Annotated in this window: 13 protein-coding genes; 8 read left to right on the top strand and 5 right to left on the bottom strand. The window is 70.2% G+C overall.

Going from position 1 to position 13592, the window contains the following annotated elements; all coding sequences use genetic code 11:
• Positions 1–6: 6 nt before the first annotated feature.
• Positions 7–825 carry a class I SAM-dependent methyltransferase gene (locus B1729_RS11255; protein ID WP_163632748.1) on the top strand — a complete coding sequence of 273 codons (819 nt, stop codon included), beginning with the start codon at positions 7–9 and terminating at the stop codon, positions 823–825.
• A 12-nt stretch (positions 826–837) separates the two neighbouring features.
• Here B1729_RS11255 and B1729_RS11250 read toward each other — a convergent pair whose 3' ends face one another.
• The 4 genes from B1729_RS11250 to B1729_RS11235 form a co-directional block, all read right to left on the bottom strand.
• Positions 838–1950, bottom strand: a complete 1113-nt coding sequence (locus B1729_RS11250) for an FUSC family protein (protein WP_204260187.1) — start codon at positions 1948–1950, stop codon at positions 838–840.
• An 11-nt stretch (positions 1951–1961) separates the two neighbouring features.
• Positions 1962–3101, bottom strand: a complete 1140-nt coding sequence (locus B1729_RS11245; RefSeq protein ID WP_163632746.1) for a folate-binding protein — start codon at positions 3099–3101, stop codon at positions 1962–1964.
• A 38-nt stretch (positions 3102–3139) separates the two neighbouring features.
• Positions 3140–3742 carry an FABP family protein gene (locus tag B1729_RS11240; protein ID WP_163632744.1) on the bottom strand — a complete coding sequence of 201 codons (603 nt, stop codon included), beginning with the start codon at positions 3740–3742 and terminating at the stop codon, positions 3140–3142.
• Between the two features lie 135 nt (positions 3743–3877).
• A complete protein-coding gene (locus tag B1729_RS11235; protein WP_163620561.1) occupies positions 3878–4168 on the bottom strand; it encodes a hypothetical protein in 291 nt (96 codons plus the stop codon).
• Between the two features lie 159 nt (positions 4169–4327).
• Between B1729_RS11235 and B1729_RS11230 the strand changes: the two genes are divergently transcribed.
• From B1729_RS11230 to pstB, 7 genes are all read left to right on the top strand, one after another.
• On the top strand, positions 4328–5026 hold the full coding sequence (locus tag B1729_RS11230) for a response regulator transcription factor (RefSeq protein WP_163620560.1): 699 nt from the start codon (positions 4328–4330) through the stop codon (positions 5024–5026).
• Positions 5027–5092: 66 nt separating this feature from the next.
• The gene (locus B1729_RS11225; protein WP_163620559.1) at positions 5093–7258 is read left to right on the top strand and encodes an RNA degradosome polyphosphate kinase; all 2166 of its coding nucleotides are present in this window, start codon (positions 5093–5095) and stop codon (positions 7256–7258) included.
• The gene (locus B1729_RS11220; RefSeq protein ID WP_163632742.1) at positions 7255–8193 is read left to right on the top strand and encodes an NUDIX domain-containing protein; all 939 of its coding nucleotides are present in this window, start codon (positions 7255–7257) and stop codon (positions 8191–8193) included. Before B1729_RS11225 ends, B1729_RS11220 begins: the two co-directional genes overlap by 4 nt.
• A gap of 242 nt (positions 8194–8435) precedes the next feature.
• Positions 8436–9545: a phosphate ABC transporter substrate-binding protein PstS gene (gene pstS / locus B1729_RS11215; RefSeq protein WP_163620557.1), complete on the top strand. Its 1110-nt coding sequence runs from the start codon at positions 8436–8438 to the stop codon at positions 9543–9545.
• Between the two features lie 76 nt (positions 9546–9621).
• Positions 9622–10566 (top strand): phosphate ABC transporter permease subunit PstC, encoded by a 945-nt coding sequence (pstC, locus tag B1729_RS11210; RefSeq protein WP_163620556.1) that lies wholly within the window; start codon positions 9622–9624, stop codon positions 10564–10566.
• A 1-nt stretch (position 10567) separates the two neighbouring features.
• Positions 10568–11674 (top strand): phosphate ABC transporter permease PstA, encoded by a 1107-nt coding sequence (gene pstA / locus B1729_RS11205; protein ID WP_163632740.1) that lies wholly within the window; start codon positions 10568–10570, stop codon positions 11672–11674.
• Positions 11675–11705: 31 nt separating this feature from the next.
• Entirely contained in the window at positions 11706–12485 is a 780-nt protein-coding gene (pstB, locus tag B1729_RS11200; RefSeq protein ID WP_163620554.1) for a phosphate ABC transporter ATP-binding protein PstB, read from the top strand.
• Between the two features lie 85 nt (positions 12486–12570).
• Here pstB and B1729_RS11195 read toward each other — a convergent pair whose 3' ends face one another.
• Positions 12571–13458: an aminodeoxychorismate lyase gene (locus B1729_RS11195; protein ID WP_163620553.1), complete on the bottom strand. Its 888-nt coding sequence runs from the start codon at positions 13456–13458 to the stop codon at positions 12571–12573.
• Positions 13459–13592 lie beyond the last annotated feature (134 nt).

The raw sequence follows: 13592 nt of genomic DNA, 5'->3' as shown, positions 1-13592 counted from the left end.
GGGGGGATGGCGCGGGGACCGGTCGGGCAGATCACGCGCGGCACGACCGGGACAAACCGGCTGCGGCGCGTGGATCGCTGGATCGCGCGGCAGCCCGCCCTCCGCCGGGCCTCGGACCCGCTGGTGGTCGACCTCGGATACGGCGCGAGCGGCGTCACCGCGCTGGAGATGCACTCGCGCCTCGTCCGCGTGCGCCCGGACGTCGAGGTGCTCGGTCTCGAGATCGACCCGGCGCGGGTGGAACGCGCCCGTGCACAGCTCGATCAGGTGCGAAGCGGCGTCACCTCGTTCGCGCCCGACTCGCGCGTGTCGTTCGCCCGGGGTGGATTCGAGGTCCCGGTCGCGGGCGGCCGCCGGCCGGCCGTCGTGCGGGCCTTCAACGTGCTGCGGCAGTACGACGAGGACGAGGTCGCCGAGGCCTGGGCGACGATGGCCGGCCGCCTCGCGCCCGACGGGCTGCTGGTGGAGGGCACCTGCGACGAGATCGGGCGCATCGCGACGTGGGCGGCGATCGGGCCCGACGCGGCACCCCGGACGCTGACCGTGTCGCTGCGGCTGGCCGGGCTGCAGCATCCGTCCGTCGCCGCGGAGCGGCTTCCCAAAGCGCTCATCCACCGCAACGTCCCCGGGGAGCGGGTGCACGCGTATCTGGCCGCGCTCGACGCCGAGTGGGAGCGCGCGGCGAGCGTCTCGCCCTTCGGCCCGGTGCATCAGTGGCGCACGGCGCTGTCGGCGCTCGTCGCCGGCGGGTGGCCGATCCTCGAGCGGTCGCGGTGGCGCCTGGGCGAGGTCACCGTCCCCTGGGAGGCGGTCGCCCCGCGCTGATGCCCGGCGCCGTCACACCCGGGGCAGCACGGCACGCGCCTCGGCCGACGGCATGCCGGTCGCGGTCAGCAGATCGACCGCGAGCGGGCGCAGCGCGGTCAGCAGGTTCTGCTCGCCCTGCGTGCCGTCCGGCAGGATCTGCGCGGGATCCAGACGCACGGCCACCGCGCGCACCGCCTCGCGCGCCGCGGGCTGCAGCGAGATGTCGTCGAGGCTCTCGCCCACCAGAGCGGCCGCCCGCATCAGCTCCGCCAGCAGCTCGGCGGGCACAGGTCGGCGCTGGCCGTCGTCGCACAGGTACACCGCTCGCCGCGCCACCACGCGGAGGTTGCGCGTGGCGAAGTCCATGGCCTGCAGCACCGTCTGATGGCGCCGCAGCTCGGCGCGCTGCGGCCGCAGCCACGGCGAGAAGCCGGCCACCGCGAGCCCCGACTCCAGCGATGCGCGCCACTCGTCGATCTGCGGCGCGATCGCCCGCGCCTTCTCGAGGCCACGCGTCGCCCGCATCGCGTCGCCGCGGCGGAGCGCCTGCACGATGGTGCGCGCAGCGGCATCGGCCGCCGCGAACACGGCGTGGCCGTCGCGGGCCTCTTCGCTGCGGGGATTGCGCGGAATCAACGCTGTCACCAGGAGGGCGGCCACACCGCCCACGATCCCGTCGATGAGCCGAGAGAAGGGCTGCGACGCCGGCAGCGACATCACGATGGACGCCTGGATGCCGGCCATGATCGCGAAGGGCGGATACGGGGACAGGAACCGCGCGACGACGAGCGTGACGCCGAGCGCGAGCGCCAGCTGCCACCACCCCGGCCCGACGACCACGACGAACCCCTCGGCGACCAGGATGCCCACCAGCATCCCGACGACCGTCTCGAGCACGCGGCGAGGGCGGGCGTCGCGCACGAGGCCGAGGCTCGAGATCGTGACGGTCGCCGCGAGGAGGGGCGCCGGATGCCCCACCACATAGTGCGCGAAGGCCCACGCCGCGGTCGCCGCCAGCGTGATCTGCACGATCGCGATCGCCGACCCGCGGACGCGGGCGAGGTGCGGCCGAAGGTCGAGCCGGGCCCGCCAGCCCGTCGGGACGGTCTGCGTGATCGCGGCGGTGTCGCCGTCGCCGCTCACCGCTGGTGCTCCTACTGCGCCGCCGCGCGCCGCGACAGCCGGGTGATCCGCGGCACGTTGGCCGTGGCGCCGGCGTCGGGCGGCACCACCGTCTCCTGCGCGGCGGCGACGGGGCCGTCGGCGGTGTCGACCGTCAGCGGCGCGTCGACCGGCGTCGTGCGACGCACCACCGCGAGGGCGATGGGCCCCTCCTCGTAGTGCAGCGCCGCCGACGTGACCGTGCCCACTTCGGTGCCCACCTCGGCGCTGTTCACGCTCCCGAGCCGCACTGCCGCGCCGTGCTCGGGCAGCACGCTGCCCGACCCATCGAGCTGCAGCGCCACGATCCGCCGCGGCGGGTGGCCGAGGTTGTGCACCTTCGCGATCGTCTCCTGGCCGCGGTAGCAGCCCTTCTCGAGATGTACGGCGGTGCGCAGCCAGTCCAGTTCGTGCGGCAGCGCGCGTTCGTCGACGTCGGTGCTCCAACGCGGACGCCACGCGGCGACGCGCAGCGCCTCAGCCGCCGCGATGCCGGCGAGCTCGAGCTCACCGCGGGTCGCGGCATCCGCGATGCGCAGCTCCTCCTCACGCGTCACGATCGCCTCGGCCCAGTCGCGGTCGGCGCCGGGGTGCGGATCGACCGGAGCGTAGGCATGACCGCCGGGCGCGACCGAGGGCCACGGGTCGCGCCACACGAGCGGGACCCCCGACGGCGAGGCGGGCGAGATGCGCTCGAGTGCCGCGGCCGTGCCGCCGACGACCGCGTACTCGTCATCGGCGATGCGGGGATCGACGCGCAGCCGGAAGCGCATCTTGCGGAGCCAGCCGAAGAGGCCCTCGACGTCGGCGCGATCGGCGATGAGCCACGTGGTCTCGCCGTCGTCGACGACGGATGCCGCGTGCTCGACGTGTCCCTGCGGGTCGAGGATGAGCAGCTCGGTGCTCACGCCGGGCGCCAGGCGCGCGAGCGCCTGCGAGGACAGCGAGTCCAGCCAGGTCAGGCGGTCCTCCCCGGGCACGGCGATGACCGCGCGATCGCGGCGCGGCGCGAGCGCCGCACCGGCGGCGAGGCGGCGCTGCTCCACGAGGGGACTGCCGACGTGCTGCAGGCCCGCGTCGTCGACGACGGCCCCGGGAACGGCCGCGAACGGGTCAGTGATCGATCTGGTCATCGGAAGTCCTGCCCATCAGTACGTGCTCGTTCCCGCGCTCATTCGACCCGGGCAAGGCGTGCCGACGCGTGCGCGCCGAGTTCGAAGCCGAGGGCCGCGATGTCCCATGCCCACAGCAGGTGGCCGTCGACGAGGCCGTACATGCGGGTCCCCGCAGCGTAGTTCTTCGCACTCGCCGGACGCACGACGGCGTCGGTCGCGATGTCGATGCGAGGGCCCTTGATCTGACCGAGGTACAGCTCGCTCACGCCGTCGGCGTGGACGAGGGCCACCTCGATGTCGAAGCCGCCGTCGCCGTTGCGCAGCCGCTCGATGTCATCGGCCGTGCGCGCGACGGCGGTCGCGAGCGCCGGCAGCAGGCCCGGGCCGGCATCGGCTTCGGTCGCCGGGAGCACGAGACGCCAGTACCCCAGCTCGGCCACGAGGCGCGTGCGCGCCTCGGGGTCGTCGGCGCTGTGGAACCAGGCTTCGGCGGAGTAGTTGAGGTAATCGCCGCCGTCATGGCTGAAGCTCACGCGGTGCGTGAACTCGCCGGTGTACGCGTGGTCACCGTAATCGATGACGCCGGTGCCCTCCCACACGCCGATGAGCCACGACAGCGGCACGAGCTCCGCAGGAAGGTCGGTCGGGATGTCGAGCACGACGCGACCCGTCAGCGCTGGCCGCGGTAGAGGTTCCAGACGACGACGCCCGATACGAAGACGATCGCGAGCGACGCGAGGCCGAGCAGGCCCACGAAGAACAGTTCGAGCGCGACGAGATCCATGACGATGAGTCTAGCCGGGAACGAGGGCGGCCAGCCCGAAGCCCAGGCTGACGACACCCATCACCAGCGCCGCGCCCAGGACGCTCGCCGCCACACGCTCGGTGAATCCCTGCGAGCGCCCCGACCAGAGCTGCGTCGCGAACGCCGCGATGAGGCATCCGCCCAATCCGACGCCCAGCCAGGCGGCACGCCAGTCCGGCGTCGCGAAGATCCCGATCAGGATCGCGATGACCGCCGCCAGCACCCACACGGCGACGACGCCGCCCAAGGTGCGACGAGGAGCGAGTTCAGGCAGGGCCACGTCTCCATCATCGCCCATCACGTCGCCGGCCGCACCTGCCGCCGCCGGGCCCACGACGGTCGCGGCGCTCCGAGGACGGTCACGTAGACGGGTGGCCGCCGCCCACGCTCTACACTGGGGTTCGCGGCGCGCGCCCCCACGCGCCGGGAAGGCGTCCCATTGGCACAGCTCCTGGTTCTCAGTTCCACGCACGGAGGCGGCCCCGTGCTGCCCTCGCTCGAACTGCTGAGCCACCGCGTGCGCCTGATCCCCGCGGAACCCGCCCAGCTGGTCAACGCCCCGAGTGCCGACATCATCTTCGTCGACGCCCGCGTAGACCTCGTCGGCGCGAAGTCGCTGTGCAAGATCCTCAACACGACAGGCCTCGACGCCCCCCTGCTGCTCATCGTGACGGAGGGCGGTCTCACCGCCGTCTCCCCCGATTGGGGCGTCGACGACGTGATCCTCTACACGGCCGGCCCCGCCGAGGTGGATGCGCGCATCCGGCTCGCAGTCGGGCGTCAGTCGGCCGAGCAGGTGTCGACCCGCATCCAGACCTCGGGCATCACCATCGACGAGTCCTCGTACTCGGCCAAGGTGCACGGGCGACCGCTCGACCTGACCTACAAGGAGTTCCAGCTCCTCCACTTCTTCGCCACCCATCCCTCGCGTGTGTTCACGCGCGAGCAGCTGCTGAGCGAGGTCTGGGGCTACGACTACTTCGGCGGGACGCGCACTGTCGACGTGCACGTCCGGCGCCTGCGCGCCAAGCTCGGCGACATGGAGCAGCTCATCGGCACGGTGCGCAACGTCGGCTACCGGTTCAACGTCTACGAGGACGAGCCCGAACCCGCCCCCCGCGAGCGCACCGGCGCGTAGACAGCCTCTGAACGCGGCATCCGTCCCGTTCACACTCTCGTCACGCGACCCTGCAATGATGAGGGGATGATCGAACCCGAGGTGCTCGACGCCGGCCTGGGCGATGCGGACGACGACGACTTCGACCTGTCGGAGGTCTTCGATTCGCAGCTTCCCGACCACCGCTATCTGGATCGCGAGCTCAGCTGGCTCGCCTTCAACCTGCGTGTGCTCGAACTCGCCGAAGACCCGAACATGCCCACCCTGGAACGGGCGAACTTCCTGGCGATCTTCGCGAGCAACCTCGACGAGTTCTTCATGGTCCGCGTCGCGGGCCTCAAGCGCCGGATCGCGACGGGCCTCGCGCTGCCGACCAACGTCGGGCGCTCCCCCGCCGACGTGCTCGCCGACATCTCGGCCGAGGCGCATCGCCTGCAGATGCGGCATGCGCAGGCGTGGACGTCGCTGGTGATGCCCGCGATGGCGGATGCCGGCATCCGCGTCGTCTCGTACGACACGCTCGACGAGGGCGAGCGCGCCGCGCTGTACGAGTACTTCCAGGCGCAGGTCTTCCCCGTCCTGATGCCGCTCGCGGTGGACCCCGCCCACCCGTTCCCGTACATCTCGGGGCTGTCGCTGAACCTCGCGATCCGCATTCGCAACGCCCGCACCGGCCGCCAGGAGTTCGCCCGGCTCAAGGTGCCGCCGATGCTCCCCCGGTTCGTCGAGTTGCCGCCGGCCGCCGGCGCGGTGAGGTACCTGCCGCTCGAGGACCTCATCTCCAACCACCTCGACGACCTCTTCCCCGGCATGGAGGTGCTCGACCACCACGCCTTCCGCCTGACCCGCAACGAGGACATGGTCATCGAGGAGGACGAGACTGAGAACCTCATCCAGGCGCTCGAGGCGGAGCTGCTGCGTCGCCGGTTCGGGCCGCCGATCCGCCTCGAGATCACCGACGACATGGATGACGTGACGCTCGACCTCCTCGTGAAGGAGCTCGACATCACTGCGCAGGAGGTCTACCGCCTGCCCGGGCCGCTGGATCTGCGCGGACTGTTCGACCTCTCGCGGATCGATCGCCCGGACCTGCATTTCACGCCGCACCTGCCCACGACCGCGCTGGCGTTCCAACCGGGCGACAACAACGAGCGCGCCGACATCTTCGCCGCCATCCGCAAGGGCGACGTGCTCGTGCACCACCCCTACGAGTCCTTCGCGACGAGCGTGCAGTCCTTCCTCGAGCAGGCGGCGAAGGACCCGCATGTGCTCGCCATCAAGCAGACCCTCTATCGCACGTCGGGCGACAGCCCCATCGTCGAGGCGCTCATCGACGCCGCCGAGGCCGGCAAGCAGGTGCTGGCACTCGTCGAGATCAAGGCGCGCTTCGACGAAGCCAACAACATCGTGTGGGCTCGCAAGCTCGAGAAGGCGGGCGTCCACGTCGTCTACGGCCTGGTGGGCCTCAAGACCCACTGCAAGCTCGCGCTCGTGATCCGCGAAGAGAGCGGCGTGCTGCGCAGCTACAGCCACGTCGGCACCGGCAACTACAACCCCAAGACCAGCCGCATCTACGAGGACTTCGGGCTCTTCACCGCCGACGACCAGGTCGGTCGCGACCTGACGCGCCTGTTCAACGAGCTGAGCGGCTACGCGATCGAGAAGAAGTTCAAGCGGATCCTCGTCGCGCCGCTCCACCTGCGCAAGGGCCTGCTGCGGCTGATCGAGAAGGAGCGGCGCAACGCCCTCGGCGGCAAGCCGGCGAGCGTGCGCATCAAGGTCAACTCGATGGTCGACGAGCAGATCATCGACGCGCTGTACCGCGCCAGCCAGGCGGGCGTGAAGGTCGAGGTGTGCGTGCGCGGCATCTGCTCGCTCAAGCCCGGCGTCGAGGGGATGAGCGAGAACATCACGGTCCGCTCGATCCTCGGCCGCTACCTCGAGCACTCGCGCATCTTCGCCTTCCACAACGACGGCGAGCCGGTGGTGTACATCGGCAGCGCCGACATCATGCACCGCAACCTCGACCGCCGGGTCGAGGCTCTCGTGCGGGTGTCGACGCCCGCCCACGTCAAGGAGCTGAACGACCTCTTCACACTCTCGATGAGCGACAACACGAGCTCGTGGCACCTGAGGCCGGACGGCGAATGGGTGCGGCACAACATCGGCGAGGACGGCAAGCCGCTCCTGGACCTCCAGGACAGGACCATGACCAACGTGCAGCGCCGCCGGCGGGCACGGGCGGTGCGATGACCGAGACGGCCGTCTACGCGGCCGGGGGCGTCGTCTGGCGGGTCGTCGACGGCAAGCTGCGTGTGCTCCTGATCCACCGCACGAAGTACCGCGATGTCACCCTGCCCAAGGGCAAGGTCGACCCCGGCGAGATGCTGGCAGAGACGGCGGTGCGCGAGATCCACGAAGAGACCGGCATCCGTGTCGCCCTCGGTGTGCCGGTAGGCGTCTCGCGGTACCGGCTGCCCAGCAAGCGCATCAAGATCGTGCACTACTGGGCGGCCGAGGCGACCGAGGCGGCGATCCGCGCCTCGGCGTTCCTGCCGAACAAAGAGATCGCCGCGCTGGAGTGGGTGTCGCCCAAGAAGGCGCTGCGCATTCTCAGCTACCCGGTCGACACCGAGATCATGGAGACCTTCGTCCGGCTGGTCGACGAGGGCGTGCTGCGGACGTTCCCCATCGTCGCTCTGCGGCACGCCAAGGCTCTCTCCCGCGAGGAATGGAAGGGGAAGGATGCCGCGCGCCCGCTGTCACCGCGCGGCCGCAGGCAGGCGGCCTCGATCGTCGGCCCGCTCCTCGCCTTCGGTGTCCGCAGAATCGTGTCGAGCCCCGCGGTGCGGTGCGTGGAGACGGTCAAGCCGCTGTCGGACGCCATCGGGCGCAGGATCGACACCAGCGGTCTGATCGGCCAGGACGCGTGGGAAGAGGGCAAGTCCGACGCCCGCACGGTCATCGGCGATCGGGTGCGTGCCCGCAAGCCCTCCGTGCTGTGCAGCCACGGACCGGTGCTGCCCGACATCCTCAGCGAACTCGCGCTCGCGACGGGCACACTGCGCGGATCGTATCTCGGCAGCGCCTCGGCGCTCGATCCCGCCGCCTTCTCGGTCGTGCACATGTCGGTGGACAATCCCGGCTCGGGCATCGTGGCGATCGAGACGCACATCCCCAAGGACTGAAGCGGGGGCGACTCAGCACCTCGAGTGAACAGCTTGCCTCGAGAGCCGCGGAATTCCGCGGCCTGACGGCGCGGCGACCTCGATGCGGACGCATGGATGTCGGCATCCCGTTCACCTTCCGTTCACCCGCGCAGCGCAAGCTCTTAAGAGTCCGAGCCTACGTTTCAGAGCGAACCCCGCACCGGGTTCGAACCCGAAGGCCTTCTCGGGCCTGTTTCCCTGACACGTGAAGGATTCACACAGTGAAGATCTCTCGCATCGCCCAGGTGGGCGCTGTCGCCGCAATCGCGGCCCTCGCCCTCGCCGGCTGCGCTTCGAACGAGACCCCGTCCGGTGGCACCACCGACGCCCCCACCTCAGACCTGTCCGGCGAGATCGCCGGCGGTGGCGCTTCGTCGCAGGAGGTCGCCGTCCAGGCATGGACCGCCGGCTTCCAGGAGGCCAACCCCGACGTCACGATCAACTACGACCCGGCGGGCTCGGGTGCAGGCCGCGAGTCCTTCCAGGCCGGCGCCTTCCCGTTCGCCGGCTCGGACCGCGCATTCAAGATCGAAGAGATCGAGGCCGGTGGCTTCGAGGCGTGCGCCGAGGGCTCGGGCATCGTCGAGCTCCCGACCTACATCTCGCCGATCGCGGTCATCTTCAACCTCGAGGGCGTGGACTCGCTCAACCTGGACGCCGCGACCATCGCGGGCCTGTTCGCCGGCACCATCACCACCTGGAACGACCCGGCGATCGCCGCCCTCAACCCGGGCGTGACGCTTCCGGACGCGGCCGTGACGCCGGTGCACCGCGCCGACGACTCGGGCACCACCGAGAACTTCACCGACTACCTCTTCCAGGCAGCCGGAGACGTGTGGACGAGCGAGCCCGACGGCGTCTGGCCGCTCACGACCGGTGAGGCCGCGCAGGGCACCTCGGGTGTCGTCTCCGCCGTCGCCGGGGGCAACGGCACCGTCGGCTACGCCGACGCGTCGCGCGCCGCCGAAGAGGGCCTCTCGACCGCCGCCGTCAAGGTCGGCGACGAGTTCGTCGAGTACTCGCCCGAGGCAGCCGCGGCGATCGTCGACGCGTCGCCGTTCGAGGAGGGCCGCTCCGAGGGCGACCTCGCGATCGAGCTCGACCGCACCTCGCAGGAGGCCGGCGTCTACCCGATCGTCCTCGTCAGCTACATGATCACGTGCCAGGAGTTCGCGGACGCGGAGGTCGCCCCGATCGTCAAGGGCTACCTCGAGTACGTCGCCAGCGCCGAGGGCCAGGAGGCCGCTGCCGCGGCTGCGGGCAACGCGCCGATCTCGGACAGCCTGCGCGAGAAGGTCAACGCGGCGATCGAGACGATCGTCGCAGAGTAAGACCACGGTACCCGGCTCGGTCGCTCGGCGACCGGGCCGGGTATCACCCTGAGAAGACCCGAATCAGAAGGACACCATGACCACGACGACCGCCCCGGCAGCGGGCAAGGTCAAGCAGCGGCCGGGCGACCGCTGGTTCTCGGGAACCGCCCTCGCCGCCGGCGTGATGATCCTCGTCACGCTCGCCGCCGTCGCGCTCTTCCTGATCATCCAGTCCATCCCCGGTCTGACCGCCACCAGCGAGACGGCGAGCATCCTCACCGGGAACTTCTGGCAGTACGTCTGGCCGCTCGCGTTCGGCACGGTCTGGGCGTCGTTCCTGGCGCTGCTGATGGCCGTCCCCCTGGCCGTCTCGGTCGCCCTCTTCATCTCGCACTACGCACCGCGCCGCCTCGCGCAGGGCCTCGGCTACATCGTCGACCTGCTGGCCGCGGTGCCTTCCGTCGTCTTCGGCCTGTGGGGCATCCTCGTGCTGGCCCCCGCCGTGCAGCCGGTGTACGCGTGGCTCAACGCCAACATGGGCTGGTTCCCGCTGTTCGGCGGCACCGTCTCCAGCACCGGCCGCACGATCTTCACCGCAGCCATCGTGCTGGCGGTCATGGTGGTCCCCATCATCACCGCGATCTGCCGCGAGATCTTCCTGCAGACCCCGGTGCTCCACGAGGAGGCCGCCCTCGCGCTCGGCGCGACACGGTGGGAGATGGTCCGCATGGCCGTCTTCCCCTTCGGCCGCAGCGGCATCGTGTCCGCCTCAATGCTGGGGCTCGGTCGCGCCCTCGGCGAGACGATGGCGGTCGCCATGGTGCTGTCCGCGACGGGCGTCGTCACCTTCCAGCTCTTCACCTCGGAGAACCCGAGCACAATCCCGGCGAACATCGCCCTGACGTTCCCCGAGGCGTACGGCACCAACGTCAACGTCCTGATCGCGACGGGTCTCATCCTCTTCATCGTCACCTTCGCGGTCAACGCCATCGCACGATGGATCGTGAGCCGCCGCGAGGCATTCTCGGGAGCGAACTGACATGACCGTGACAACCGCTCCCCCGACGGCGCCGCAGCAGGTGCCCGTGCGCGAGACCCCGCGACTGACCAGCGGCCGCCTGCCGGTGTGGGCCCCGTGGGCCATCCTGATCGGCAGTCTCGCGGTCAGCGCCGTGGTCTTCGCGATCCTCGCCATGGGCTCGGGCGAGGACTTCAGCATCGCAGGGTGGGCCGTCGTCGCCGCCCTCGTGTACCTGGCCTTGATCGCCACGATCTCCTCGCTGGTGGAGGGCCGCCGCAAGGGCGTCGACCGGCTCGTGACCGGCGTCGTGACGCTCGCGTTCCTCGTCGCGATGGTGCCGCTCGTGTCGCTGGCGATCACCGTGATCGTCAACGGCGTCGCGGGCCTCTCGGCCGAGTTCTTCTCCTCGTCCATGCGCAACGTCGTCGGCGAAGGCGGCGGTGCGCTGCACGCCATCGTCGGCACGCTCCTCATCACGCTCGCCGCAGCCATCATCTCGATCCCGATCGGCATCTTCACAGCCATCTACCTCGTCGAGTACGGCGCACGGAACCGGCTGGCGCGCGGCATCACGTTCCTCGTCGACGTGATGACGGGCATCCCCTCGATCGTGGCCGGTCTGTTCGCCTACGCCGTGTTCGCGCTGCTCTTCGAACCCGGCATCCGCATGGGCATCATGGGATCGATCGCGCTGTCGGTGCTCATGATCCCCGTGGTCGTGCGCTCGACCGAAGAGATGCTGCGCCTGGTGCCGAACGAGCTCCGTGAGGCGGCGTATGCCCTCGGCGTGCCGAAGTGGCGCACGATCTCGAAGGTCGTCCTGCCCACCTCGATCGCGGGCATCACGACGGGCGTCATGCTGTCGATCTCGCGCGTCATCGGCGAGACGGCCCCGCTGCTGCTCACCGCCGGCGTCGCGACCTCCATGAACTACAACCTCTTCGAGGGCCGCATGATGACGCTGCCGGTGTTCGTGTACACGCAGTACATGAACGCGGGCATCCCCGTCGCGGCGTACCACGACCGGGCCTGGGCCGCCGCGCTCGTCCTCATCGTCATCGTGATGCTCCTGAACCTCATCGCGCGGCTCGTCGCGAAGGTCTTCTCGCCGAAGCTCGGCCGCTGAGCATCCCCACCCGAAAGAATCGACAGGAATCATGTCCAAGAGCATCGAAGTCAACGACCTCAACGTCTACTACAGCGACTTCCTGGCCGTCGAAGGCGTCTCGCTCAACATCGAGCCGCGCAGCGTGACCGCCTTCATCGGCCCGTCGGGTTGCGGCAAGTCGACGTTCCTGCGCACCCTCAACCGCATGCACGAAGTCATCCCCGGCGCCCGCGTGGAGGGCGAGGTGCTGCTGGACGGCGACAACCTCTACGGTGCCAACGTCGACCCGGTGCTCGTGCGCCGCCAGGTCGGCATGGTGTTCCAGCGGCCCAATCCGTTCCCCACGATGTCGATCAAGGAGAACGTGCTCGCGGGCGTCAAGCTCAACAACAAGAAGATGTCGAAGTCGGACTCCGACGCCCTCGTCGAGAAGTCCCTGATGGGCGCCAACCTGTGGAACGAGGTCAAGGACCGTCTCGACAAGCCGGGCTCGGGCCTCTCGGGCGGCCAGCAGCAGCGACTCTGCATCGCCCGCGCGATCGCCGTCTCTCCCGAGGTGATCCTCATGGACGAGCCCTGCTCGGCCCTCGACCCGATCTCGACCTACGCCATCGAGGAGCTGATCGGCGAGCTGAAGAACGACTACACGGTCGTCATCGTCACGCACAACATGCAGCAGGCCTCGCGCGTGAGCGACAAGACGGCGTTCTTCAACATCGCGGGCACCGGCAAGCCGGGCAAGCTCATCGAGTACAACGACACCACCGCGATCTTCACGACGCCGTCGGTGCAGGCCACGGAGGACTACGTCTCGGGCCGATTCGGCTGAGCCGACGACATCCCGTTGACGAAGCCCCCGCCGCTCGGCGGGGGCTTCGTCGTTGCTCCGGTAAGGCGCGGGTCGGGCGGGCGGCTCAGTCGCGCGGGCTGAGCAGATAGCGATTGAAGGATGCCGTGAGGTCGGCGTCGACCGGGACCGCGGCGCCGTCGATCGCTGTGATGGGCGCCGCGAGACGCACGCTCGACACCAGCCACGCGGCATCCGCCTGCCCCAGCGCGCTGATCGGGATCGTCGCGTAGCCGGTCTCGAGACCCTGCTCCTCGAGATGGGCGAACAGGCTCAGCTGCGTCGTGCCGTGGAGGATGCCGCCGTTGGGCGCGGGAGTGACGAACCGGCCGTCGAGCCGCAGGATGAGGGACGCGGTCGGTGCTTCGAGGACGAAGCCGTCCGAGCTCACGAACACGGCGTCGTCGGCTCCACGGCGCTTGGCCTCGCGGATCGCGGCCATATTCACCGCGTACGACAGCGTCTTGGCGCCGAGCAGCAGCCAGGGAGCCTTCGCGGGCGTGTCGATGCCGTACCCGCGGTCGAGGGTCACGACGCGAATCCCCCGAGCGCGCACGGCGGTGTTGTCGGCGGCGGCCGCCACGGTCACCCAGGCCGTGGGTGCGGGGCCATGCTCGACACCGCGGCTCAGGATGAGCTTGATCACGCCCTCGCCGTGGCGCGGCGCGTGCTGCGCGGCGACGTCCACGGCCTGCCGCCACTGCTCGAGGTTCGGGGGCGCCAGGTCGCAGATCCGGGCCGAGTGCGCGAGCCGCTCGAGATGCGCCTCCGTCTCCTGCGCGTGCCCATCGACGACCCCGATCGACTCGAAGATGCCGTCGCCACGCTGCGTGCTCAGCTCGCCGACGCTCAGTGCCGGTGCGGAGGGATCGATGACGCGGAACGTGTCGGCGAAGTCCGACCGGGTATCCGCGAAGGCCGAGGGGTCGATGACGAGTGCGAAGAGCAGGGCCATGCCCCGAGCTTAGAGCGCGGGGAATGCCACGCCGGTCTCCTCCGTTACACTGGATCAGCCGGGCCGCAGTAACCCCGGGCTCCATCTTCTGCCGCTCCGAGCGGCCTCGCGCCGAGAGGCGTTCTGCGGCCCGG

Source organism: Microbacterium sp. B35-04, from assembly GCF_010634885.1.
In the GTDB taxonomy this organism is placed as follows: Bacteria; Actinomycetota; Actinomycetes; order Actinomycetales; family Microbacteriaceae; genus Microbacterium.
Note: the sequence above shows the minus strand (reverse complement) of the source record. Positions and strands in the feature narration are given on the sequence as shown.